The 22,380-nt window shown below is 67.0% G+C and carries 22 protein-coding genes and 4 tRNA genes; 18 read left to right on the top strand and 8 right to left on the bottom strand.

All coding sequences use genetic code 11. The features are described 5' to 3' along the window. Window positions 1-68: 68 nt before the first annotated feature. Both ACR80S_RS10795 and ACR80S_RS10790 read left to right on the top strand, forming a co-directional pair. Window positions 69-1,760 carry an AMP-binding protein gene (locus tag ACR80S_RS10795; RefSeq protein ID WP_435403179.1) on the top strand — a complete coding sequence of 564 codons (1,692 nt, stop codon included), beginning with the start codon at window positions 69-71 and terminating at the stop codon, window positions 1,758-1,760. Window positions 1,761-2,020: 260 nt separating this feature from the next. After that, entirely contained in the window at window positions 2,021-2,305 is a 285-nt protein-coding gene (locus ACR80S_RS10790; RefSeq protein WP_435399052.1) for a hypothetical protein, read from the top strand. 3 nt (window positions 2,306-2,308) lie between these two features. On the opposite strand, the gene ACR80S_RS10785 is transcribed toward ACR80S_RS10790, so the two are convergent. Then, the gene (locus ACR80S_RS10785; RefSeq protein ID WP_435403178.1) at window positions 2,309-2,992 is read right to left on the bottom strand and encodes a glutathione S-transferase; all 684 of its coding nucleotides are present in this window, start codon (window positions 2,990-2,992) and stop codon (window positions 2,309-2,311) included. Window positions 2,993-3,150: 158 nt separating this feature from the next. Here ACR80S_RS10785 and ACR80S_RS10780 point away from each other — a divergent pair, with 158 nt between their 5' ends. The 4 genes from ACR80S_RS10780 to ACR80S_RS10765 are packed head-to-tail and all read left to right on the top strand — an operon-like array spanning window position 3,151 to window position 8,584. Continuing rightward, complete coding sequence (locus tag ACR80S_RS10780; protein WP_435399054.1) at window positions 3,151-3,522, top strand: response regulator transcription factor; 372 nt, start codon at window positions 3,151-3,153, stop codon at window positions 3,520-3,522. Beyond that, window positions 3,522-5,582, top strand: a complete 2,061-nt coding sequence (locus tag ACR80S_RS10775) for a 3'-5' exonuclease (protein WP_435399055.1) — start codon at window positions 3,522-3,524, stop codon at window positions 5,580-5,582. The genes ACR80S_RS10780 and ACR80S_RS10775 overlap by 1 nt, the downstream gene beginning before the upstream one ends. A 31-nt stretch (window positions 5,583-5,613) precedes the next feature. Next, window positions 5,614-5,808, top strand: coding sequence for a hypothetical protein (locus ACR80S_RS10770; protein WP_435399056.1), 195 nt, complete (start codon window positions 5,614-5,616; stop codon window positions 5,806-5,808). Window positions 5,809-5,827: 19 nt separating this feature from the next. Further along, the gene (locus ACR80S_RS10765; protein ID WP_435399057.1) at window positions 5,828-8,584 is read left to right on the top strand and encodes an ATP-binding protein; all 2,757 of its coding nucleotides are present in this window, start codon (window positions 5,828-5,830) and stop codon (window positions 8,582-8,584) included. 37 nt (window positions 8,585-8,621) lie between these two features. Here ACR80S_RS10765 and ACR80S_RS10760 read toward each other — a convergent pair whose 3' ends face one another. The 3 genes from ACR80S_RS10760 to ACR80S_RS10750 all read right to left on the bottom strand — a co-directional run bounded on the left by ACR80S_RS10760 (window position 8,622) and on the right by ACR80S_RS10750 (window position 11,468). Further along, window positions 8,622-9,749: a DUF294 nucleotidyltransferase-like domain-containing protein gene (locus ACR80S_RS10760; RefSeq protein ID WP_435399058.1), complete on the bottom strand. Its 1,128-nt coding sequence runs from the start codon at window positions 9,747-9,749 to the stop codon at window positions 8,622-8,624. A gap of 110 nt (window positions 9,750-9,859) precedes the next feature. Continuing rightward, window positions 9,860-10,159: an HlyU family transcriptional regulator gene (locus tag ACR80S_RS10755; RefSeq protein WP_435403177.1), complete on the bottom strand. Its 300-nt coding sequence runs from the start codon at window positions 10,157-10,159 to the stop codon at window positions 9,860-9,862. A gap of 88 nt (window positions 10,160-10,247) precedes the next feature. Next, on the bottom strand, window positions 10,248-11,468 hold the full coding sequence (locus ACR80S_RS10750; protein ID WP_435399060.1) for an argininosuccinate synthase: 1,221 nt from the start codon (window positions 11,466-11,468) through the stop codon (window positions 10,248-10,250). Window positions 11,469-11,646: 178 nt separating this feature from the next. Here ACR80S_RS10750 and rnt point away from each other — a divergent pair, with 178 nt between their 5' ends. After that, on the top strand, window positions 11,647-12,315 hold the full coding sequence (gene rnt / locus ACR80S_RS10745; protein WP_435399061.1) for a ribonuclease T: 669 nt from the start codon (window positions 11,647-11,649) through the stop codon (window positions 12,313-12,315). A 143-nt stretch (window positions 12,316-12,458) separates the two neighbouring features. On the opposite strand, the gene ACR80S_RS10740 is transcribed toward rnt, so the two are convergent. Next, window positions 12,459-12,803 carry a Grx4 family monothiol glutaredoxin gene (locus tag ACR80S_RS10740; protein ID WP_435399062.1) on the bottom strand — a complete coding sequence of 115 codons (345 nt, stop codon included), beginning with the start codon at window positions 12,801-12,803 and terminating at the stop codon, window positions 12,459-12,461. Between the two features lie 151 nt (window positions 12,804-12,954). On the opposite strand from ACR80S_RS10740, the gene argF reads away from it, so the two are divergent. Together argF and ACR80S_RS10730 are read left to right on the top strand one after the other, a co-directional pair. After that, entirely contained in the window at window positions 12,955-13,875 is a 921-nt protein-coding gene (gene argF / locus ACR80S_RS10735) for an ornithine carbamoyltransferase (protein WP_435403176.1), read from the top strand. Between the two features lie 188 nt (window positions 13,876-14,063). Beyond that, window positions 14,064-14,366: a hypothetical protein gene (locus ACR80S_RS10730; RefSeq protein ID WP_435403175.1), complete on the top strand. Its 303-nt coding sequence runs from the start codon at window positions 14,064-14,066 to the stop codon at window positions 14,364-14,366. 237 nt (window positions 14,367-14,603) lie between these two features. Here the strand turns inward: ACR80S_RS10730 and ACR80S_RS10725 are convergent. Further along, a tRNA-Ala gene (locus tag ACR80S_RS10725) sits at window positions 14,604-14,679 on the bottom strand. Between the two features lie 183 nt (window positions 14,680-14,862). On the opposite strand from ACR80S_RS10725, the gene ACR80S_RS10720 reads away from it, so the two are divergent. From ACR80S_RS10720 to nadB, 8 genes are all read left to right on the top strand, one after another. Further along, window positions 14,863-15,510 carry a response regulator gene (locus tag ACR80S_RS10720; RefSeq protein WP_435399065.1) on the top strand — a complete coding sequence of 216 codons (648 nt, stop codon included), beginning with the start codon at window positions 14,863-14,865 and terminating at the stop codon, window positions 15,508-15,510. 70 nt (window positions 15,511-15,580) lie between these two features. Next, on the top strand, window positions 15,581-17,395 hold the full coding sequence (gene uvrC / locus ACR80S_RS10715) for an excinuclease ABC subunit UvrC (RefSeq protein WP_435399066.1): 1,815 nt from the start codon (window positions 15,581-15,583) through the stop codon (window positions 17,393-17,395). A gap of 68 nt (window positions 17,396-17,463) precedes the next feature. Next, window positions 17,464-18,012, top strand: coding sequence for a CDP-diacylglycerol--glycerol-3-phosphate 3-phosphatidyltransferase (pgsA, locus tag ACR80S_RS10710; protein WP_435399067.1), 549 nt, complete (start codon window positions 17,464-17,466; stop codon window positions 18,010-18,012). Between the two features lie 85 nt (window positions 18,013-18,097). Continuing rightward, window positions 18,098-18,172 (top strand) — tRNA-Gly (locus ACR80S_RS10705). A 34-nt stretch (window positions 18,173-18,206) separates the two neighbouring features. Continuing rightward, a tRNA-Cys gene (locus ACR80S_RS10700) sits at window positions 18,207-18,280 on the top strand. A gap of 32 nt (window positions 18,281-18,312) precedes the next feature. Beyond that, window positions 18,313-18,399, top strand: a tRNA-Leu gene (locus ACR80S_RS10695). 59 nt (window positions 18,400-18,458) lie between these two features. Next, on the top strand, window positions 18,459-19,604 hold the full coding sequence (locus tag ACR80S_RS10690) for an FUSC family protein (RefSeq protein ID WP_435399068.1): 1,146 nt from the start codon (window positions 18,459-18,461) through the stop codon (window positions 19,602-19,604). Continuing rightward, the gene (gene nadB, locus ACR80S_RS10685) at window positions 19,585-21,174 is read left to right on the top strand and encodes an L-aspartate oxidase (RefSeq protein ID WP_435399069.1); all 1,590 of its coding nucleotides are present in this window, start codon (window positions 19,585-19,587) and stop codon (window positions 21,172-21,174) included. Before ACR80S_RS10690 ends, nadB begins: the two co-directional genes overlap by 20 nt. A 56-nt stretch (window positions 21,175-21,230) precedes the next feature. Here nadB and ACR80S_RS10680 read toward each other — a convergent pair whose 3' ends face one another. Together ACR80S_RS10680 and ACR80S_RS10675 are read right to left on the bottom strand one after the other, a co-directional pair. Further along, window positions 21,231-21,620: a hypothetical protein gene (locus tag ACR80S_RS10680; protein WP_435403174.1), complete on the bottom strand. Its 390-nt coding sequence runs from the start codon at window positions 21,618-21,620 to the stop codon at window positions 21,231-21,233. Next, a complete protein-coding gene (locus ACR80S_RS10675) occupies window positions 21,589-21,882 on the bottom strand; it encodes an FAD assembly factor SdhE (RefSeq protein WP_435403173.1) in 294 nt (97 codons plus the stop codon). The genes ACR80S_RS10680 and ACR80S_RS10675 overlap by 32 nt, the downstream gene beginning before the upstream one ends. 125 nt (window positions 21,883-22,007) lie before the next feature. Between ACR80S_RS10675 and ACR80S_RS10670 the strand changes: the two genes are divergently transcribed. After that, window positions 22,008-22,370, top strand: a complete 363-nt coding sequence (locus ACR80S_RS10670) for an integration host factor subunit beta (RefSeq protein WP_435399535.1) — start codon at window positions 22,008-22,010, stop codon at window positions 22,368-22,370. The last annotated feature ends 10 nt before the right edge of the window (window positions 22,371-22,380 follow it).

The raw sequence follows: 22,380 nt of genomic DNA, 5'->3' as shown, positions 1-22,380 counted from the left end.
CCCCCACGACCAGGGTCATGACCGTGTTGCCCACTGCACACCCAGCAACAACAAAGAGACGGTAGACGATGACACGCCAACATACTCCAATCAGCTACGTCAGCGGTATCAGCGACACCCCCCTCAAGGGGCAGACCATCGGCGACTGCTTCGATGAGACCGTGGCCCGCTTCCCGGATCGCGATGCCCTGATCAGCCTCCACCAGGACCTGCGCTACACCTGGCAGGAACTCCAGGCCGCCGTCGACCAGGCCGCCCGCGCCCTGCTCGCCCTGGGCGTCAGGAAGAGTGACCGCGTCGGCATCTGGTCGCCCAACTGCGCCGAGTGGACCATCACCCAGTTCGCCACGGCCAAGATCGGTGCCATTCTGGTCAATATCAATCCCAGCTACCGCACCCACGAGCTGGAATACGCGCTGAAACAGTCCGCCGCCTCCACGCTGGTCCTGCAGGGCAAGTTCAAGGGCTCGGACTACGTGGCGACCCTGGCCGAGCTGGCACCGGAACTGCGCGAGGGTGGTCCCGGCACCTTCAAGAGCACCAAGCTGCCGGAACTCGAGCGCGTGATCTGCCTGGACGCCGACCGCGCGCTGACCGGCATGTTAAGCTGGCCGTCGATGCTGGCCCATGCAGATGAAGTCTCCCCCGAGCACCTGGCCGAGGTACAGGCCACGCTGCAGTTCGACGACCCGATCAATATCCAGTACACCTCGGGCACCACCGGGGCTCCCAAGGGCGCGACCCTGTCGCATCACAATATCCTCAACAACGGCTTCTTCGTGGCACGCACCATGGCGCTCACCGAGGAGGACCGCATGGTGATTCCTGTGCCGCTCTACCACTGCTTCGGCATGGTGATGGGCAACCTCGGCTGCGTGACCCATGGCGCCACCATGATCTACCCGGGCGACGGCTTCGACCCGGAGGCGACCCTGCGCGCCGTCTCCGAGGAGAAGGCCACCACCCTCTACGGCGTGCCCACCATGTTCATCGCTGAGCTGGAGCACCCGGAGTTCGAGCGCTTCGACCTCTCCTCCCTGCGCACCGGCATCATGGCGGGCTCCATCTGCCCCATCGAGGTGATGCGCAAGGTGATCGAGCGCATGAACATGAAGGACGTCACCATCTGCTACGGCATGACCGAAACCAGCCCGGTCAGCTTCCAGACCCAGACCGATGCCCCGCTGGAGAAGCGCGTCACCACCGTCGGCACCATCCACCCCCACCTGGAGGTGAAGCTGGTGAGCCCCGAGACCGGCGCCGTGGTGGCGCGCGGCGAGACCGGCGAGCTGTGCACCCGCGGCTACAGCGTGATGCTGGGCTACTGGAAAAACGACGAGGCCACCACCAAGGCCATCGACAGCGCCGGCTGGATGCACACCGGCGACCTGGCCACCATGGACGACGAGGGCTATGTGGCGATCGTCGGGCGCATCAAGGACATGATCATCCGCGGCGGCGAGAACATCTATCCGCGCGAGATCGAGGATTTCCTCTACACCCATCCTGCCATCTCCGACGTGCAGGTGATCGGCGTGCCCGACGAGAAGTACGGCGAGGAGGTGATGGCCTGGGTCAAGCTCGCCGAGGGCCAAGCGCTGACCGCCGACGAGCTCAAGGCCTTCTGCAAGGGCAAGATCGCCCACTACAAGGTGCCCCGCTACGTGAAGTTCGTCGACGAGTTCCCGATGACCGTCACCGGCAAGATCCAGAAGTTCAAGATGCGTGAGGAAGCGACCCACGAACTGGGACTGGAATAAGCCTCAGCAGCAGCAGCAGGCGAGGGGAGCGAGGCCAGGCCGCCCTCGACGTCGTGAACACCCACCCCGCGGCCCCTGGCCGCGGGGTGGCTCGTTACGGGCCGGCTACCGGTCGTCGCCGCAGCTCTGCCAGGCGACGACAACTCGTCGAAGGGGGCATTGGTGATTGATCACTGGAGATGGTATGACCCTCTCACGCCTCAACGATTCACGCCTCAATGTTTCACGCCTCAACGACCACGACGCAAAGCGAGACCGCCATGCAGGACCTGCTGCTTCCCCTGGCCATGACCGGTGCCTTCGGCGCCATCGTCGGCACCCTCTACCGCCTCTCCCGCCGCCCCGGCTACCAGCGCCCGCTGCTCTTCCCGCTGGTTGGTCTGATCGCTGGCACGCTCGGTTTCGTGATCTACCGGGTGCTGGTGGTCACCACCGGCGCACCGCTGTGGCTGCTGCCGCTGCTGGTCGTCCTGCAGGTGTGGTTGTGGCTCGGCCCCTTCGGCCCGGCCGCCCGGGGCGCCAGGCAGGACGACCCTAACCGCTGAGGCTCATCCAGCCGCCAGGCGAAACTCGCCGATGTGGGCAACCGTGCGCACATGGGCCTCACGCTCGCGGCAGGCAGCGAGAAATCCCTGTAGGCGCGGACAGCCCGCAAGGCCTCCGCCCCCGGCCAACGCCAGCACCGGGAAGCTCATCTGGATGTCGGCGGCGCTGAACGTCTCGCCGGCAAACCAGGGCCCGGCGGCCAGTTCGCTCTCCCAGAAATCCCGCAACCGCCGAATCTCCGGCCCCAGGTACTGCTGCTCCACCCCGCGGGCGAACAGCCGCCCCAGCGGACGCGCCAGTGCGGGTACCGGCGGCTGGCCGAGCCGCGAGAACACCAGGCGCATCACCAGCGGCCCCATCCCCGAGCCCTCGGCATGGTGCAGCCAGAAGCGGTAGCGTTCCCGAGCATCGCTGCCCCTCGGCGGGGCCAGTCGCCCCTCGGCGTCATGTTGCTCGATCAGGTAGTCGATGATGGCCCCCGACTCGGCGACCACCCGCCCATTGTCGGCCAGGTCGCGAATCACCGGCGCCTTGCCCAACGGGTGCACCGCGCGCAGCGAGTCCGGTGCCTGTAGGGTCGCCAGATCACGCCGGTGGGTGACCAACTCGTACTCGAGCCCCAGTTCCTCCAGCAGCCAGACCACCCGCTGGGAGCGGGAGTTCTCCAAGTGATGCACCTCGATCATGGTGTTTCCTCGCGTCGAATCCTTGACGCACCCTAACGCCGATTACCCCCGGTGTCCTGCCAAGGTCGCCTTTGCTGGGTCCCGGTCCGGCACTAGACTGACCTTCAACGAGTCATCAAGACAACAATGACGACAACCCAACCGAGATGGAGAACGCCATGGCCAAGGTCCTGGTGGTGGACGATGAACCCAACATCGTCCTGTCGCTGGAGTTCCTGATGCAGCAGGCCGGTTTCGAGGTGGTCACCGCCGAGGATGGCGAGAGTGCCCTGGCGCGGGTCGCCGAAGGCACCCCGAATCTGGTGCTGCTCGACATCAGCCTACCGGGCATCAGCGGCTTCGATGTGCTCGAACGCCTTCGTGCCGATCCCGACCATGCCCGCCTGCCGATCATCATGCTCACCGCCCACGGCCGTGAAGTGGAGCGGGAGAAGGGGCTGGCACTGGGTGCCGACGATTACATCACCAAACCCTTTTCCACCCAGGCGCTGGTCGACAAGGTCAAGGCGCTGCTCGCCGAGGTCTCCTGATGGCGCGACGTCTCTCCGGATTGCCCCGCCGTCAGCGTCTGATCGGTCTCTGGCTGCTGCTCAGCGGCGTCAGCATCTTCGGCGGCGCCACCTTCGCCCTGTGGCTCGACACCCTCTTCCAGCCAACGGGAGTGGCACGCCTGGTCCTGTGGCTGGGCTGCTTCTCCGGGGGCGGCACCATCTTCCTGGTGGGCCTGCTGCTGGAACGACAGCTGTTCACCCCGCTGCGCCACCTGCAGGTGCAGCTTGCCCGCCTGGTGGCCAATCCCGATGCCCGCGAGGACTATCCCCCCGAGGGCTGGCTGCGGGCACTCGGCCCTGACCTGGTGCGGGTGCGCGATGCCTGGCGCACCGACCGGGGTCGCCTGGCCACCGCCCACGCAGAGGGCGCGCGCAGCGCCGCCCGCATTCGCCAGGAGCTCGAGACCCTGCTCCAGGTGCTCGACACCCCGCTGCTGCTCTGCGACCAGCACCGCCGGGTGCTGCTCTTCAACCAGGCGGCCGAACGCCTCTTCGAGGACCATCATGGACTGGGGCTGGGCAAGCGGCTCGAGAGCCTGCTGCCCGCCGTCAGCCTGCAGGACGCCCTGGGCCAGCTGCCTCGTGATGGCTCCCCGCGGGAGGTGCTGGTGCCCTGTGACGAGCGCTGGCTGCGGGCCGTGATGCGCCGGGTGCCGGGCAGCCACGGGGAGACCCTGCTCACCCTGAGCGACACCACCGCCGCCTGGACCAGCGAAATGGGCGCCCGAGCCGATCTGCTCGACAGCCTGCCGCGCCTGCGCCGCCACAGCGCCAGCCTGACCAGTGCGGCCGATGCCCTGACTTCCCTGGGCAGCGCCTCGGGAGAGATGCGCCAGCGCCTCGAACGAGTGATCGACGAGGAGAGTCAGTCCCTGGGCCAGGACATAGAGCAGCTCGCCGCCCTGGTGGAACAGATGCAGCACGAGGGAGAGCGACTGGTGCCGCTGTGGTCCAACGACCTGTGGGAGGCCCTCAACGAGCGCCGGGGCAGTCAGGTCAGGGTGGTGCCGGTCGGCATGCCCGCGTGGTTCAAGGGCGACGCCACGGCGCTGCTGGTGCTGCTCGGCTCGCTGATCGAGGGGCTTCAGGAGCATCGGGCCCCGGAAGAGCTCGAGGGGGAGGTCTGCCTCGGCAACAAGCGGGTCTACCTGGACCTGATCTGGCGCGGTGCGCCGCTCAACGAAGGCCAGCTCACCGAGTGGCAGCAGCAGCGCCTGGACGCCCTGCCGCTCTCGCCGCGGGTGGCCGACGTGCTGCGCCAGCACGCCAGCGACGCCTGGAGCCTGGCCGATGACGACGACGTACACGCCCGCCTGCGCCTGCCGCTGCCCGCCACCGAACGGGTCGGCGCACCGCGGCCGGCCACTCCGCCGCGCCCCGAGTTCCACGACTTCGGCATCGCCGACCTGCCCCCACCCGACGCCGCACTGGCCGCCCGTTCGCTGCGCGCCTTGGAAGTGGTGGCCTTCGATACCGAGACCACCGGCCTCGAACTGCGCCGCGGCGACACCGTGATCAGCATCGGCGCCTGCCGAGTGGTCAATGCCCGTCTACTGGCCAGCGAAGTGTTCGACGTGCGCGTCGATCCCGGCAAGCCGATCCCCCCGGCCAGTACCGCCATTCATGGCATCACCGACGCCGACGTCAAAGGCGCCCCGCCGCTGCCGGTGGTGCTGCCGCGCTTTCGCGATTACGTGGGCGAGGCGGTGATCCTCGCCCACAATGCCGCCTTCGACCTGCTGGCCCTGCAGCCGCCCGGCGCCGGGGTGACCCTGGACATGCCGGTGCTCGACACCCTGCTGATATCACGGGCCCTGGATGCCAGTCTGGACGGCCACGACCTGGACAGCCTGGCCGAGCGCTACGGCCTCAACTTCCCGCCGGGCACGCGGCATACCGCCCTGGGCGATGCCCGGGTCACTGCCGAGCTGTGGCTGGCCCTGCTGCCGCGCCTGGAGGCCCGTGGCATCGACACCCTGGAGAAGGCGCTGGCCCTGCAGACCAGCGCCCTGGACAAGGAGGACGCCTGCGCCTCATGAACCCACACCTCAGGTTCCGGCGGGAGGCGGCATGAACACCCCGCGCCTCGGCGAGCGGCTGGTGGCCTTGGTGCTGCTGGCCACGCTGCTGTTCACCCCGCCTCTGGTCCTGGTCTTCGACCGCCCGGCCGGCGGCCCTTCCTGGCTGCCACTCTACCTGTTCGGCGTGTGGGGAGTGGTGATCGCCCTCGCCGCCTGGCTGCTCGAGCAGCGCTCGGGGGAGTGACCATGGAGCTCGCGAAGCGATGAGAACCGATGCGGTCGTCCTGAGCGTCGCCTTCGGCTACCTGGCGCTGCTTTTCGTGATCGCGGCCTGGGGGGATCGTCGCGCCGAACAGGGGCGGTCGCTGATCGGCTCGCCCACCGTCTATGCCCTCTCCATCGCCGTCTACTGCACCGCTTGGACCTTCTACGGCAGCGTGGGGCGCGCCGCCGAGCACGGCCCCAGCTTCCTGCTGATCTACCTGGGGCCGACCCTGGCCATGCTGCTGTCGCCCTTCCTGATCCGCAAGATGGTGCGTATCGCCAGCGCCCAGCGCATCACCTCCATCGCCGACTTCATCAGCGCCCGCTACGGCAAGAGCTCGAGTCTCGGCGCCCTGGTGGCGCTGATCGCCCTGATCGGCATCACCCCCTACATCACCCTGCAGCTCAAGGCGATCACGGTGAGCCATGCGGTGCTGGTCAACTACCCCCAGGCCCCGGAGCTGAGCCTGGTCGAGGAGGCTTTCTGGGTCGACAAGTCGTTCTGGGTGGCGCTGGTGCTGGCAGTGTTCATCATCCTCTTCGGTACCCGCCACCTGGACGCCAGCGAGCGCCACGAGGGCATGGTGGCTGCCATCGCCTTCGAATCGCTGGTCAAGCTGGTGGCCTTCCTCTCGGTGGGGATCTTCGTGGTCTTCGTGCTGTTTCACGGCCCCCGGGATCTCTTCGCCCAGGTGGCGGCCAGCCCCGAGCTGGTGGGCGCCATGGGGCTGGACGCCGTCCCGGGTGGCGCCAGCGGCTGGATCGGCATGCTGGTGTTGGCCTTCCTGGCCTTCATTACCCTGCCCCGCCAGTTCCAGGTGCTGGTGGTGGAGAACGTCGACGAGCGCCATCTCAAGCGGGCCAGTTGGCTCTTCCCGCTCTACCTGCTGGCCATCAACCTGTTCGTGATCCCCATCGCCATGGCAGGCATGCTGCTCTCGGCCGGTGATCCCGACAGCTTCGTGCTGACCTTGCCGCTCTCGGCGGGGCTCGAGGGGCTGCCGCTGCTGGTGTTCATCGGCGGGCTCTCGGCGGCCACCAGCATGGTGATCGTCGAGACCATCGCGCTTTCGACCATGGTCAGCAACCAGCTGATCATGCCGCTGCTGCTGCGCTCCCGGCGCCTGCACCTGGGCAGCCGCGGTGAGCTCGCCGGCTGGCTGCTGGGCATTCGCCGCGTGGCCATCGTGCTCATCCTGCTGCTGGGCTACCTCTACCACGCGCTGATCGGCGACTCCTACAGTCTGGTGACCATCGGCCTGGTCTCCTTCGCCGCCGCCAGCCAGTTTGCCCCCGCCCTGCTGATCGGCATGTACTGGCGTGGCGCGACCCGCCGCGGCGCTGCGCTCGGGCTCATCGCCGGCACCCTGATCTGGGCCTGGACCCTGCTGATCCCGGGCTTCGCCCAGTCCGGCTGGGTGGATGACACCTTCCTGACGCTAGGTCCCTTCGGCCTGGAGTGGCTCAGACCCTATGCCTTGTTCGGCCTGGAGGAGTGGGACATCTATTCCCACTCGCTGCTGTGGAGCCTGACCGCCAATGTCGGCCTGTTGGTGGGCGTCTCGCTGTTCACCCGCCAGAGCCCGCTCGAGCAGACCCAGGCGGCGCTGTTCACCGAGGCCATGCACCCCGGGCTGATGGAGACCTCCCTGTGGCACGGCCAGACCACCCGGGGTGAACTGCGCACCCTGCTCGACCGCTATCTGGGCACGGGGGCCACCGCCCGCGTCTTCGCCGGACAGGCCATCGGCCAGCCGGACAACGGGCCCGGCAATGACCAGCCCGCCCCGCCGGAGCTGATCGCCCGCGCCGAGCAGGCGCTCTCCGGGGCGCTGGGGAGTGCCTCGGCGAGGGTGCTGATCAACTCCGTGGTGCGCGGCGAGGCGCTGGACCTGGAGTCGATCCTCAGTATCCTCGACACCACCTCGGAGACTCTGGAGGTCAACCGCCGCCTGGAGCAGAAGTCCGAGGAACTGGCCCGGGCCAGCGAGGACCTTCGCGCCGCCAACGAGCGCCTGCGCGAGCTCGACCGCCTCAAGGACGAGTTCGTGGCCATGGTCAGCCACGAGTTGAGAACGCCGCTCACCTCGATCCGCGCCTTCGCCGAGATCCTGCGTGACAGCGGCGATCTTCCCGAGGAGAAGCGGGTGCACTTTCTCAACGTGGTGGTCAAGGAGAGCCAGCGGCTCTCCCGGCTGATCGAGGAGATCCTCGACCTGGCCCGCCTGGAGAGCGGTCGACTCACCCTCAATCCCCAGCGCCTGGACCTGGTGGAGCTGACCCGCCACAGCGTCGATGCCGTCCACCACATGCAGGAGAATCGCGGCGTGGCGCTGGAGGTGCAGATCGAGGTCGATCAGGCCCCGGTGGTGGGCGACCCGGACCGTCTGGAGCAGGTGATCATCAACCTGCTCGACAACGCCGGCAAGTTCGCCGACGAGGTCAACCCGAAGGTGCTGCTGCGGCTGGGCCGCTACAAGAACCATTACCGCCTGTCGGTGGAAGACAACGGCCCAGGCATCATCGAGGAGGAGCGCGAGCGGGTGTTCGAGAAGTTCCACCAGATCCAGCGCCCCGGGGAAACCCCGGAAAAGAGTCGCGGACGCCCTCGGGGCAGCGGACTGGGGCTGCCCATCAGCCGCGGCATCGTCGCTCACCTGGGTGGGCGACTCTGGGTGGAGGACGGCCCCGTGCTGGGCGGGGCCTGCCTGACCATGGAGCTGCCCAATGCGCCGGCACAGGGCGATGAGAGCTGACGCCTCGCCAGGCGGCGGTGATCGGGCCTGACCCTGTCTACCCCCGCTTCGCTCGCCGCTTGAGCCGTCGGATCTGCAGCAGGTCATGGCGCAGCAGCAAGCGCTGATCCTCGCCTAGACGCGAGACATCCACCCAGCCGTCGGCGCCACGCCCCGTCCTGAGCCCGCGGCACTGCTCTTCCAGCTGCAGCCCCTGGAGCCGCTCCAGGGCGGCGGTCAGGGCGCGGCAGCGCTCGGCAGGCAGCACTTCCTTCACCACCAGGGCCGCCAGCCGCTCCCGAGTGTCGATCTCGCGCACCCCATGTCGCAGTGAGAGCAGCCGGGCGGCGGCCACCAGCGGCAGCAGTCCCTGTCGCTTGAGGTCGATCGCATGCTCGTGGGGCGCCCCCTCTAGCGAGCCCGACAGCCTCCCGAAGCGGTCCAGGGCCATCGGCAGCTCGTCGAGCAGCACCCCCATCTCGTCCAGAAACAGCGCGGCTCGGGGCATCAAGCGGGCCACGCGGTCGGCCAGGGCCTCGGCCAGGGCCCCTTCACCATAAATCGGCCGGAAATCGAGGAGGATGTTGGCCTGCTGCACGCGCTTGGTGCGGCGCTCGGCGGTCCAGATCGTCAGCTGCTCGCCCCACTCGGAGAGCCGCTTGCGCCACATGGGCCAGCGTGCCATCACGTGGCCGCTGCACAGCGGGATGCCGGCCTGGTCAAGCCGGTCGGTGAAGCGCTCGCCCAGCGCTTGGAAGTAGCCATCGATCTCGGTGTGCCGACTGTCCGGGTAGTCGGCGATGATCATGCCGTTGTCCTGATCGGGCGCCAGCAGGCTCTCCTGACGGGCCCCCGACCCCATGATCAGCACGCAGAAGGCGACCGGGGGCGACCCCCAGCCCTGGCCCTGCATCTCGCTCTGGGCCAGCTGGATGGCGCGGCGATAGAGCCAGTCATTGTGGTCACTGATCAGCTGGCTGATCCGCCAGGCGGGGAGGTCGAGGCGTGTGAGCGCCTCCACCAGGCGAGGCTGCCAGGCATGGGCATCGGGGAGGGTTGGCGCCGGCCCCAGGTCGGCCAGGGCGTCGCGAAGCGGGGCAAGCAGTGGCGGCAGCCGCCCAGGGTCGAAAAGCTCGCCATCGGCGAACAGCGAACGCCACGAGGAGGCACGGTGAAGCAGGCGCATGGCAGCTCCGGACAACGGAAACCGCCCCAGTGTAGCCGCGCGCCCACCCGGACACACTTGGGCGAAAGGGGCATGGCAGCCACCCTGGTGACGCAGGTTTCACGACCCGCTCAGCGGGGACTGAACATCTCCTCGCCCACCTCGTCGATAAAGCGTTGCGCCTTGCTCACCATCAACTGGTCGCAGGCCTCGCGTGCGGGCACCCTGTCGGAGCGCTCGAAGCGGTGCTCCTGGTACTCGCCGACCGCACCCGGCTTGCGAATCCAGCCGCTGACACGATACTGGCCGCCCTGGTCGGCGGGTTCGGAGATGATCTGATACCCCCGGTACTCCACCGAATCGGCGGCCGGCGCATTGGCGGCGGGCCTGTCGCCGCCGCCCAGCAGGCCCGAAAGCAGTTTCTTCAACATCGTCTCTTCTCCTTGGCGAGAAACCCCTTGACCGAAACCAGCAACGCCGGCATCCGCCGGCGTCACATGCAGGTCACGCAGGCGGGACTCAGTCCTGCTTGCGGCCCTTGCCGGCGGCGATGCGCAGGCGCAGGGCGTTGAGCTTAATGAAGCCCTCGGCATCCTTCTGATCGTAGGCGCCGGCGTCATCCTCGAAGGTGGCGATGGACTCGTCGAACAGCGACTGCTCGGACTTGCGTCCCACCACGATGGCGTTGCCCTTGTAGAGCTTCATGCGCACCACGCCGGAGACGTTATGCTGGGTCTCGTCGATGGCGGCCTGCAGCATGCGGCGCTCCGGGCTCCACCAGTAGCCGTTGTAGATCACCTTGGCGTATCTGGGCATCAGCTCATCCTTGAGATGAGCCTCCTCGCGATCCAAGGTGATAGACTCGATGGCGCGGTGTGCCTTGAGCATGATGGTGCCGCCAGGGGTCTCGTAGCAGCCGCGAGACTTCATACCCACGTAGCGGTTTTCGACGATATCCAGGCGCCCGATACCGTTGTCGCCGCCCAGTGTGTTGAGGGTCTCGAGCACCTCGTGGGGGCGCATCGGCGTGCCGTCGAGGGCGACGATATCGCCCTTCTCATAGGTCAGTTCCACGTAGGTGGGCAGGTCCGGGGCGGTCTCCGGGGAGACGCTCCAACGCCACATGTCCTCCTCGGCCTCGGCCCAGGGATCCTCGAGGATGCCGCCCTCGTAGGAAATGTGCAGCAGGTTGGCGTCCATGGAATAGGGCGACTTCTTCTTCTTGGAAGAGAAGTCCACCGGGATGCTGTGCTCGTCGCAGTAGGCCATCAGCTTCTCGCGGGAGGTCAGGTCCCACTCGCGCCAGGGAGCGATCACCTTGACGCCGGGCTTGAGGGCATAGGCGCCCATCTCGAAGCGCACCTGGTCGTTGCCCTTGCCGGTGGCGCCGTGGGAGATGGCATCGGCGCCGGTCTGGTTGGCAATCTCGATCAGGCGTCGGGCGATCAGCGGGCGCGCGATGGAAGTACCGAGCAGGTACTCGCCCTCATAAATGGTGTTGGCACGGAACATCGGGTAGACGTAGTCGCGCACGAACTCCTCGCGCAGATCCTCGATGTGGATCTCCTTGACGCCCAGGGCCTCGGCCTTGGCGCGCGCCGGCTCGACTTCCTCGCCCTGGCCGATGTCGGCGGTGAAGGTCACCACCTCGCAGTTGTAGGTCTCCTGCAACCACTTGACGATAACGGAGGTGTCCAGGCCACCGGAGTAGGCGAGCACGACCTTCTTGACATCGGACATTCGGGGCTCCTCGAAGAAAGCTAGGGGGTAGGCATCAGGGGATGCATTATAACGCGCCACGGGCACGGCGAATACCGGCCCCGGGACGCCCGCAGGCCAACCTGATAGACTTGCGCGGATTCGCCCCGGGGCCTTCGGGACGGGGAGACCGAGACCGAAAGACGCAAGGAGAGGGTGAATGAGCGAGGCGATCGCCCGCGACCTGCTGGCACAGCGATTCCGCAGCTTCCTGCCGGTCGTGGTAGACGTGGAAACCGGCGGCTTCAACGCCGAACGCAACGCGATCCTGGAGATTGCCGCGGTAACCCTGACCATGGATGCCCAGGGCAACCTGCTGCCCGAATCCACTTATGCCTTCCATGTGAAGCCCTTCGAGGGCGCCGAGGTCGAACAGTCGGCGCTGGACTTCACCGGCATCAAGCTCGACGACCCGCTGCGCCAGCAGGTCGCGCTCTCCGAGGCCCAGGCGCTCGGCGAGATCTTCCGGCCGGTGCGCAAGGCGATCAAGGCCCATGGCTGCACCCGCGCCGTGCTGGTCGGCCACAACGCCGCCTTCGACCACGGTTTCCTGAACGCCGCCGTCAGCCGCTGCGGCATCAAGCGCAACCCCTTCCACCCCTTTTCCAGCTTCGATACCGCGTCACTGGCGGGCCTGATGTACGGCCAGACGGTGCTGGCCAGGGCCTGCGGCGCCGCCGGCATTCCCTTCGACAACGGCGAAGCCCACTCGGCTCGCTACGATACCGAACGCACCGCCGAGCTGTTCTGTGCCATGATCAACCGCTACAAGGACCTCGGCGGCTGGTCCCAGGCCCAGCGCGAGCAAGGGATGGACGAACTGCCCTAGGCCAGGATCCTGCTGGAAGACGACAAACGCAGAAACGCCCATCCAGTAGATCGGATGGGCGTTTCTGTTAGTGGCTTGTCTTCTTGGCGGTTTCCCTTCTTGCCGCTTGAAAACCTTGACTCGCCGCCAGGGGCAAAGCCCGGTCAGCCCTCGGGCTGATCCTCCTGATGCTTGGCGGCCGTTTCCTTGATCAGCTTCTCGAGTTCGCCGCTCTGGTGCATCTCCACCACGATGTCGCAGCCGCCGACCAGCTCACCCTCGACCCACAGCTGGGGAAAGGTGGGCCAATTGGCGAACTTGGGCAGCTCGGTGCGGATGTCCGGATTGTCCAGGATATTGACGAAGGCGAAGCGCTCGCCGCAGGCCATCAGCGCCTGGACGGTCTGGGCGGAGAAGCCACACTGGGGCAGCTGCGGAGTGCCCTTCATGTAGATCAGGATGGGGTTCTCGCCGATCTGGCGCTGGATGTTCTCGAGGGTGGTGCTCATGGCGTCTCCCTGTTCTCGTCGCGAATGCCGGTGCGGGCCAATACCTGAGCCCGCCGCTAGGTCTTGGTCGTCCATTCTACTGATCCCGCGCGCGTTGCGCATCCCCCGGCGCCTGGCTAGGATGGACGTTTTTTCCCGTGGAGCACGCCCAATGGCCACCCGCCACTTCCTGACCCTGCTGGACCTGAGCCAGGACGAGTTGCGCTATCTCATTCAGCGCGCCATCACCATCAAGAACGAGCTGAAGGCTAAGGGCCCGGTCTATACGCCCTTGCGCAACCGCACCCTGGCGATGATCTTCGAGAAGTCCTCGACCCGCACCCGGGTCTCCTTCGAGACTGCCATGGCACACTTCGGGGGCCATGCGCTATTTCTGTCGCCCCGCGACACCCAGCTCGGCCGCGGCGAACCCATCGGCGACACCGCCCGGGTGCTCTCGGAAATGGTCGACGCGGTGATGATCCGCACCTTCTCTCATCCCGGTCTGGAGGAATATGCCGCCTCAAGCTCGGTGCCGGTGATCAATGCGCTGACCGACGACTACCACCCCTGCCAGCTGCTGGCCGACGTGATGACCTGGACCGAGCTTCGCGGCAGCGTCGTCGGGCGCACCGCGGTGTGGATCGGCGACGGCAACAACATGTGCCACTCCTGGATCAATGCCGCCCGCCAGTTCGACTTCCAGCTGCGCGTATGCTGTCCCGAGGGCTACGAGCCCCGCCAGGATATCCTCGCCGCCGCCGGTGACCGTGTCACCCTCCTGCATAACCCCGCCGAGGCGGTAGTCGATGTCGACCTGATCACCACCGATGTGTGGGCCTCCATGGGTCAGGAGGAGGAGCAGGCCAGGCGCGAGGCAGACTTTGCCGGCTTCCAGGTGACCGAGGCGCTACTCGACCGGGCCAAGCTCGACGCGCTCTTCCTGCACTGCCTGCCCGCCCACCGCGGCGAGGAGATCAGCGAGACCCTGCTCGACGACCCACGGGCCGTGGTGTGGCAGGAAGCGGGCAACCGCCTTCACGCCCAGAAGGCACTGATCGAGTTCCTTCTGCTGGGTCGCGACGAGGACTGATCGCCACGAGTCCCTGTGCGGCTCCAGCACAGGGACTCGTCCGGCCTTCAATGTCAGGCCGTTCACGCCAGGCCGTTCACACCAGACCTTCACATGGGGCTCTTGGCATTCGACCTTTGTATAATACCGACCTTGGTAGTATACTGCGCCGCAGCACACCCTCAGCGTGAAAGGAAATGCGGCATATGATGATCGACGCTTCCCCTCTCGCCAGCATGCAGCGCAGCCTACGCCAGTGCCTCTCCAAAATGGCGGCCCTGCTCTATCACCATGGTTACGTGCTGGAGACCGTCTCCATCCCCCATCGGGGCCTCGAACGCCATGATGTGGCGAAGCTCTCAAGCGCCTCCAGTGAATGGCAGACCTGCGAAAGGGTCCTGATCAACAGCGAGGCGGCCTCATGGAACGAACACAACCGGCTGGTCCTCACCTCGTTGGGCCGTGAACTGCTGTTCGACATGTTCGGTGAAGGCGCCGCCGACTGCGCCTGAAAGCGACGCGGCTCTGATGTCGCGGAATACGCCCAAGGCATAGAAGCGACAAGAAATAGACGCGACGGGGAGAGATCTCAGCCTCCCCGGCATTACCGCTGTGGGGCTATATTCGACCGCGGCGGGGCTGTACTCGGTCCAAGCCCATTCCGGGACGGATTGGCATCTGCAACGTCAGCAGCAGACGAAAAAGCCGCCTGGCGCGGTGCGCCAAGCGGCTGATTTGTCTAATCTTGTTGGTGGAGCCTAGCGGGATCGAACCGCTGACCTCAACACTGCCAGTGTTGCGCTCTCCCAGCTGAGCTAAGGCCCCACGCCGTCTCGCCTCGCGAGAACGACGCAGATACTACGCAGCCCCGCAGAGAGCGTCAACCCCCCAAAGGTAAATCCCAAGGATACTTTCCACCTTCACCGAAATTGTGCCACTCTTCGCCATGGGAGCTCTCACCTCCCGATGCCTACCCCCTATCAGCCATGACGCTCAGGAGTCGCTGCCTTGATCCGGGTACTGATTGCCGACGACCATCACCTGGTGAGGACCAGTATCGCTCACCTGCTGAACGCCGAAGAGGATCTCAGCGTGGTCGGCGAGGCCTCCGACGGCGAGACCGCCATCGCCGAGACCCGCCGCCTCTCCCCCGATGTGGTGCTGATGGATATTCGCATGCCGGGGATCGGCGGCCTGGAAGCCACTCGCAAGATCCACCGCACCCAGCCCGACACCCGTGTACTGGTGTTGACCGCCTGGTTCGAGGAGTCCTTCGCCCTGCGCCTGCTCGACGCCGGGGCCTTCGGCTTCCTCAGCAAAGACTGCCAGCACGACGAGATGGTCTCGGCCATTCGCGGCGCCTTCCACGGCCATCGCTATGTCAGCCCCGAGGTCGCCCAGCGGCTCGTGCTATCGCGTATCGATGCGTCGGAGAATCCCTTCGACCAGCTCTCTCAGCGCGAGATGCAGGTGGCGATGATGATCGTCAACTGCCAGAAGGTGGCCGACATCTCCGACCGGCTCTTCCTCAGCCCCAAGACGGTGAACACCTACCGCTACCGTATCTTCGACAAGCTGGGCGTGCAGACCGACGTGGAACTGACGCACCTGGGGCTGCGCCACGGCCTGGTGGAGGGCTACGCCAGCGTGGAGTGAACGCCCGCCGGGCCTGCCGCCCGGTATGATCTGCTAGGATGGCACTCCCATCCGCGACCGCACCGCCTCCATGAGCTTCGATCATCGCCACTTCCTCGTCACCGTCAGCGAATCCCCGGGCATCTACCGCATGCTCGACGCCCAGGGCGAGACCCTCTATGTGGGCAAGGCACGGCGCCTCAAGGCGCGCCTGGCGAGCTATTTTCGTGGGGCGCTGAATGCCAAGACCCAGGCGCTCGTGGGGCGCATCGCCGATATCCATATCACGGTAACCAACAGCGAGACCGAGGCGCTGTTGCTGGAGCAGACCCTGATCAAGGAGCTGCGCCCGCCCTATAACATCCTGCTGCGCGACGACAAGTCCTACCCGTTCGTCTTCGTCACCGACCGCCATCCCTTCCCGGGGCTGGAGTACAAGCGCGCCCGGGCACGCCGCGATGACGGCCGCTACTTCGGCCCCTACCCCAGCAGCCTGGCGGTTCGCGAGAGCCTGTCGCTGATGCAGAAGATCTTTCGCATCCGCAACTGCGAGGACACTGTCTTCGCCCACCGCACCCGGCCCTGCCTGCAGTTCCAGATCGAGCGCTGCAGCGCCCCCTGCGTCGGCTACATCAGCGAGGCGGACTATCGGCGCGACCTGGAGCATGCCGTGCAGTGCCTGGAGGGCAAGAGTGAGCAGGTGACCCAGGAACTGACATCGGCCATGGAGGCGGCCAGCCGCGAACTCGCCTTCGAGGAGGCCGCCCGGCTGCGCGACCAGGTCCAGCAGCTGCGCCAGCTCCAGCAGCGCCAGTTCGTCGACACCGGCGACGGCGATGCCGATATCTTTGCCCTGGCCACCCGCCCCGGGGCGCTGTGCATCTCGGTGCTCAGCGTACGCCACGGCCGACTGCTGGGTGCCCGCCACCACGCGCCCGTCAACGGGCTCGACCTGCCGGCGGACGAGCTGCTTGGAGAGTTCGTCAGCCAGTACTACCTGGGGCAGGATCGGGAGATCCCGCGAGAGGTGATTGCCAGCCACGCCCTGGCGGATCGCGAGCTGATCGAGGCGGCACTCGGCGAACGCGCCGGCAAGCGGGTGCGCCTGGCCGACCGGGTCCGCGGCCACCGCGCCCAATGGCAATCGCTGGCCGTCACCAACGCCGAGCAGCAGCTGGCTGGCCAGCTGGCCAGCCAGGCCCAGCTCACGCGCCGCTTCACGGCGCTGCGAGAGGCGCTCGGCCTGGCCGAAACGCCCAGGCGTCTCGAGTGCTTCGACATCAGCCACAGCCACGGCGAGGCCACGGTGGCCTCCTGCGTGGTGTTCGACGAGAACGGCCCGCGCAAGTCCGACTATCGCCGCTTCAACATCGAGGGAGTGGCCGCCGGCGACGACTATGCCGCCATGCGCCAGGCTCTATCGCGCCGCTTCCGCCGCCTGGCCGACGGCGAAGGGGAGCGCCCTGATGTGCTGCTGGTGGACGGCGGCAAGGGGCAGCTCAATCTCGCCCGGGAAGTATTCGCCGAGTTCGGCGTGGACGGAGTCGCACTGGTGGGCGTCGCCAAGGGCACTACCCGCAAGGCGGGTCTGGAGACCCTGTTCCTCGAGACCGTTGACCGCGCCCTGGACCTCGACCCCGCCTCCCCCGCCCTGCACTTGATCCAGCACGTGCGCGACGAGGCCCACCGCTTCGCCATCACCGGCCACCGCAATCGCCGCGACAAGGCGCGCCGGACCTCCACCCTGGAGGGCATCCCCGGTGTGGGACCCAAGCGCAGGCGCGAACTGCTGCGCTTCTTCGGCGGGCTGCAGGGGGTCAAGCAAGCCAGCCGCGAGGAGCTCTCGCGGGCACCCGGCATCAGTGCCACCCTGGCCGAGGCGATTCATCGCGCCCTGCATGGATGAAGGCCGCCAAGGGGGATAGAATGGCCGGGCGCTCGGCACCACCCCACCGGCAAGGACAGCGTCACCCAATGAACATCCCGAATATCCTCACCCTGGCCCGCATCGGCTTCATCCCCCTGCTAGTGGTGCTCTTCTACCTGCCCTTCTCGTGGAGCATGCCGCTGGCCGCCGGCCTGTTCGCCCTGGCCTCGATCACCGACTGGCTGGACGGCTACCTGGCTAGGCGCTGGAACCAGGCGACGCCCTTCGGCGCCTTCCTCGACCCGGTGGCAGACAAGCTGATGGTGGTCGTGGCCCTGGCGCTGATGATCGAACGCTACGAGGCGGTGTGGCTGACGCTGCCGGCGCTGGTGATCATCGGCCGCGAGATCGTCATCTCCGCGCTGCGCGAATGGATGGCGGAGATGGGCAAGCGCGGCAAGGTGGCGGTCTCCTGGGTCGGCAAGGTCAAGACCACCCTACAGATGGTCGCTATCTTCATGCTGCTGGCCTTCGACCCCGGCTCCCCCCTCGCCCTGCTGGCCGTGATCACCCTCTACGTAGCCGCCGTGCTGACGCTCTGGTCGATGATTCTTTACCTGCGCGCCGCCTGGCCGCACCTCAGCGACTCCATGTGAGGCAGCGCTCGGAACTCGACGTAGGGGCGGCTGCAAAAGCGTTTGACAGTCACCGACTTATCCGTATAATTCGCTCTCGAGTCAGGCGGGAATAGCTCAGTGGTAGAGCACAACCTTGCCAAGGTTGGGGTCGCGAGTTCGAATCTCGTTTCCCGCTCCATCTCCCCTCGGGGGATGTCTACACGACTCGATGAGGCTGGATGGCAGAGTGGTTATGCAGCGGACTGCAACTCCGTGTACGCCGGTTCGATTCCGACTCCAGCCTCCATTTCCCCTGGTTATTCTGCTCGACACCGTGCCGCCCGGATGGCGAAATTGGTAGACGCAAGGGACTTAAAATCCCTCGGTGGCGACACCGTGCCGGTTCGACCCCGGCTCCGGGCACCAGTCACCCCGTCCGTCGCCTGGGCCGACACCAAAGCGGCACACCTGCGGGGCCCTGCCTCATGAATCTGCCGCCCTTGCGCGACCCCTTCTTCACCTATCGCTATCGCCGCCGCCTGCATGTACTGCGCGTGCTGCTCGCCCTGCTGATGACCTTCGGCATCATTCGCGTGTTCGAGATTCCCCACTCCAGCTGGGCGCTCGTCAGCACCGTCATGGTAATGGGCAACCTGCCGCATATCGGCGGCGTGCTCGACAAGGGTCGACAGCGGCTACTCGGCACCGTGCTCGGCGCCGCCACCGGCCTGGGTCTGATCCTGTTTCCACCCGCCCTGCACCTGCTGATCCCCGCCGGCAGCCTCGCCGCCATCGGCATCGCCACCTGGTTCACCTTCGGCAACCGCCACGGCTACAGCGGCCTGATGTTCGCCATCAGCCTGCTGCTGGTCATCGGCGACGGCAGCCATGCCCTGGACATCGGCCTTTGGCGCGCCTTCGATGTGCTGCTGGGCACCCTGGTGGGCATCACCGTGACCATGCTGGTGCTGCCCCAGAAGGCCACCGACATGATGCGCTTCATGCTGGCCGAAAACCTCGACCGCATGGCGCGCCTGTTCCACGCTCACACCACCGCCGCGGCCGCCCTGGACGTTGACAGCCGCGCCCTGCTCAAGGCCACCAGCTCTGCACTGGTCAAGCAGCGCGGCTTGGTCGACGCCATCCATCGCGAGCGACGGCTGGATCGCGACGAACTCGATGACATCATCTCCCTGCAGCGGCGCATGCTCTCCACCATCGAGCTGCTGCTGGAGACCCACTGGACCACCCGGGCGGGCCATGACCGCATCGAGGCCATGGCGGGCCTGCGCGAGGAGCAACACCGCCTCGCCCGGGAGCTCGGCACCCTCGCCTTCCAGGTGCGTACCGGCCAGCCCATCTCGGTCACGGTGAGCCAGTTCGACCTGGAGCGCCATGCCATCCTGGCCACCAGCGCACGCAGTGACGAGGGGCGCGCACTGTTCAGCCCCAGCGGTTACCTCTGGCTTAATCGCGAACTGGCACGGCTGACCGGCGACCTGGTCGATCGCCTCGGCGGCCTGACCCGACTGCCCAGCCGCCGGCTGCATCGCGCCTCCGGGCGCAAGTGGGCACGACGCGACACCGCCACGATCGACAAAGGAGCGCGAGATGAGCCACGGCAATCATGATGTGCTGATCATCGGCGGCGGCGTAGCCGGCCTGGTGCTGGCGCTGGAGCTCGCCGACTGGCGTCGGGTCACCCTGCTGAGTCCGGCCAGCGACGACCAGGGCGCTAGCCGCTGGGCCCAGGGCGGCATCGCCGCAGTGCTCTCCCCCGGCGATGACTTCGACGCCCACATCGCTGACACCCTGGTGGCCGGCGACGGCCTGTGTGACGAGGCGGCGGTGCGCTTTACCGTCGAACATGGGCCGTCCGCCATCGAGTGGCTGCTCTCCCTCGGGGTTCCCTTCACCCCGGACCCCAGCCCCGATGCCGGCTACCCCTACCACCTGACCCGTGAGGGCGGCCACGGCGCTCGGCGCATCATCCATGCCGCCGATGCCACTGGCCTTGCGGTGATGGAGACCCTTCAAGCCCACGTGGCCGCTCATTCGGCCATCCAGGTGCTGGACGACCTTACCGCCATCGGCTTGATCGGCGACACCGCCGGCGACTGCCGCGGTGCCCGCTGCCTGGACGGCCGGGGCCAGCTGCACGAACTGCTGGCCCGCGACACGGCACTGGCCACTGGCGGCGCCAGCGGGCTCTACCGCCACACCACCAGCCCCCACCCGGCCAGCGGCGAGGGCATGCTGATGGGCGCAGAGCTGGGAGCGGAGCTCAGGAATCTGGAGTTCCAGCAGTTCCACCCCACCTGCCTCTATGACCCCCAGGGCAGCCCCTTCCTGATCAGCGAGGCGGTGCGCGGCGAGGGCGGCCGGCTGCTCAACGTCCATGGTGAGCGCTTCATGCCCGCCCTGGACCCGCGCGCCGAGCTGGCTCCTCGGGATATCGTCGCCCGCGCCATCGACGCCGAGATGCAGCGTACCGGCAGCGACCATGTGCTGCTCGATATCCGCCACCTGGGCGAGGCGGCGATCCACCACCACTTTCCCACCATCCAGGCCCACTGCGCAGGCCGCGGCCTGGACATCACCCGGGAGCCGATCCCGGTGGTGCCCGCCGCCCACTACAGCTGCGGGGGCCTGGCCACCGACCTGGCCGGCGCGACCACGGTGCCGCACCTCTACGCCATCGGCGAGGTGGCCTGCACCGGCCTGCACGGCGCCAACCGCATGGCCAGCAACTCGCTGCTGGAGTGCCTGGTGTTCGCGCGCAGCTGTGCCACGGCACTGAACCGTCAGGACGGTCCAGAGGACGCGGCCGCGCAGGCGCCGTTGATCTCTTCCCAAGCCGTCGGCAGCCGGCTGGCCGACCCACAGGCTCTGGCCGGCATCCGCGAGGGGATGCGCCGCGTGATGAGCGCCCGGGTGGCCATCGTACGACGCGACGCAGGCCTGGCCGAGGCCACCGAGGAACTGGACGCGCTGCAGCGCGAGCTGGCCCCCCTGCTGACAGCCTGCACCGTCAGCGCGGAGCTGGCCGGCCTGTGGCAGGCGCTTCGCCTGGCCCGGCTCACCGTGGCCAGTGCCCTCGCCCGCCGCGAGTCACGCGGCCTGCACTTCAACCCGGACTGCCCAGGCCACGCTCAGGGCGTGCCGCGGCCCTCGCGGATTCATCTCGCCGACCTCGACTGACAAGAACGTCGTGAGACCTACACGAGACCTTCACGAGAGCGATGCGACAGTCCCGCCTACCGATGCTGCAGCAGCAGGCGTCGCAGCCGCCAGAGCGAGGCGGCATCGCTGCTGTCCGGCCAGAGCCATAGCCGACGCCCGTTGACGCGCAGGCCGATCAGCCAGGGGCCGAGATAGTCGCAGTGAAGGGAGACCGGGCACCAGGATACCTCGACGCTGTCGCGCCACTCCCAGCGGAGGTTGCCATCGGCCAGGGTCATGCTGCGCAGGTCACCGCGGGGGCGCCGACGGGCAGAGTAGAGAAAGGCGCCCAACATGACGGCAGCGACCAGAGCGCCCAGCCAGGCCGGGCCATGCAGCAACGCCACGCCGACCACCGCGGCGGCCAGCAAGGCATGCAGGAGGAGGGAGAGCCTAGACGGGACGATGCCCAATGCTGTCGGCACTTTCGGCATGTTCGATGATCAGCTGCACGATGCGGCGTCGGTGCGGGTCCTCCGGTAACTCGCGGCGCATCAGCCACATGAAGAGATCCTGATCCTCCTCGTCGATCAACTTGCGGAAGGCCGCCTGATCCGCCTCATCGAGGTGGTCATAGCGCTGCTCGAGGAAGGGGACAAGCAGCAGGTCCAGCTCCCACATGCCGCGACGGGAGTGCCAGTGGAGCCGCTTGCGCAGTACCACATCCTGGGGGGATTGCTCGTTCAACGTCGACCTCGCCTGTCAAGTGGGATGAGTGTCCACAGTATACCCGAGCCCCCCGGCAACGGCAGCCGCCGGCACTGCTATCTTACAAAGGTCGTAGTGCGTTGTTTTATCAGAATTTGCCGAGTATGCTTTGGAAAAACAACAGCGCCGGGCGGGCCAATGCCTGCGCCCACCGCTTAGGGAGACCGTCGATGACCAAGTCCGAATTGATCGAGCAGATCGCCGCACGACAGCCCGAGCTGTCGATCAAGGAAGTCGAGGCCGCCGTTCGCCTGATCCTCGATGACATCACCGACACCCTGGCAGAGGGGGGGCGCGTCGAAATCCGTGGCTTCGGCAGCTTCTCGCTTCACTATCGCGAGCCCCGCGTCGGACGCAACCCGAAGACCGGTGAACCTGTCGCGCTGGACGGCAAATTCGTGCCACACTTCAAGCCCGGCAAGGAGCTGCGCGAACAGGTGGACGCCAGCCGCGCCCTTGGCTATTGACCGGCTTCGG

This window comes from Halomonas salsilacus, assembly GCF_051216275.1.
Classification (GTDB): domain Bacteria; phylum Pseudomonadota; class Gammaproteobacteria; order Pseudomonadales; family Halomonadaceae; genus Halomonas.
Note: the sequence above shows the minus strand (reverse complement) of the source record. Positions and strands in the feature narration are given on the sequence as shown.

Coding starts and splice junctions, on each gene's coding strand:
- ACR80S_RS10795 (WP_435403179.1), top strand. CDS start 69: ATGACACGCCAACATACTCCAATCAGCTACGTCAGCGGTATCAGCGAC.
- ACR80S_RS10790 (WP_435399052.1), top strand. CDS start 2,021: ATGCAGGACCTGCTGCTTCCCCTGGCCATGACCGGTGCCTTCGGCGCC.
- ACR80S_RS10785 (WP_435403178.1), bottom strand. CDS start 2,992: ATGATCGAGGTGCATCACTTGGAGAACTCCCGCTCCCAGCGGGTGGTC.
- ACR80S_RS10780 (WP_435399054.1), top strand. CDS start 3,151: ATGGCCAAGGTCCTGGTGGTGGACGATGAACCCAACATCGTCCTGTCG.
- ACR80S_RS10775 (WP_435399055.1), top strand. CDS start 3,522: ATGGCGCGACGTCTCTCCGGATTGCCCCGCCGTCAGCGTCTGATCGGT.
- ACR80S_RS10770 (WP_435399056.1), top strand. CDS start 5,614: ATGAACACCCCGCGCCTCGGCGAGCGGCTGGTGGCCTTGGTGCTGCTG.
- ACR80S_RS10765 (WP_435399057.1), top strand. CDS start 5,828: ATGAGAACCGATGCGGTCGTCCTGAGCGTCGCCTTCGGCTACCTGGCG.
- ACR80S_RS10760 (WP_435399058.1), bottom strand. CDS start 9,749: ATGCGCCTGCTTCACCGTGCCTCCTCGTGGCGTTCGCTGTTCGCCGAT.
- ACR80S_RS10755 (WP_435403177.1), bottom strand. CDS start 10,159: ATGTTGAAGAAACTGCTTTCGGGCCTGCTGGGCGGCGGCGACAGGCCC.
- ACR80S_RS10750 (WP_435399060.1), bottom strand. CDS start 11,468: ATGTCCGATGTCAAGAAGGTCGTGCTCGCCTACTCCGGTGGCCTGGAC.
- rnt (WP_435399061.1), top strand. CDS start 11,647: ATGAGCGAGGCGATCGCCCGCGACCTGCTGGCACAGCGATTCCGCAGC.
- ACR80S_RS10740 (WP_435399062.1), bottom strand. CDS start 12,803: ATGAGCACCACCCTCGAGAACATCCAGCGCCAGATCGGCGAGAACCCC.
- argF (WP_435403176.1), top strand. CDS start 12,955: ATGGCCACCCGCCACTTCCTGACCCTGCTGGACCTGAGCCAGGACGAG.
- ACR80S_RS10730 (WP_435403175.1), top strand. CDS start 14,064: ATGATCGACGCTTCCCCTCTCGCCAGCATGCAGCGCAGCCTACGCCAG.
- uvrC (WP_435399066.1), top strand. CDS start 15,581: ATGAGCTTCGATCATCGCCACTTCCTCGTCACCGTCAGCGAATCCCCG.
- pgsA (WP_435399067.1), top strand. CDS start 17,464: ATGAACATCCCGAATATCCTCACCCTGGCCCGCATCGGCTTCATCCCC.
- ACR80S_RS10690 (WP_435399068.1), top strand. CDS start 18,459: ATGAATCTGCCGCCCTTGCGCGACCCCTTCTTCACCTATCGCTATCGC.
- nadB (WP_435399069.1), top strand. CDS start 19,585: ATGAGCCACGGCAATCATGATGTGCTGATCATCGGCGGCGGCGTAGCC.
- ACR80S_RS10670 (WP_435399535.1), top strand. CDS start 22,008: ATGCTTTGGAAAAACAACAGCGCCGGGCGGGCCAATGCCTGCGCCCAC.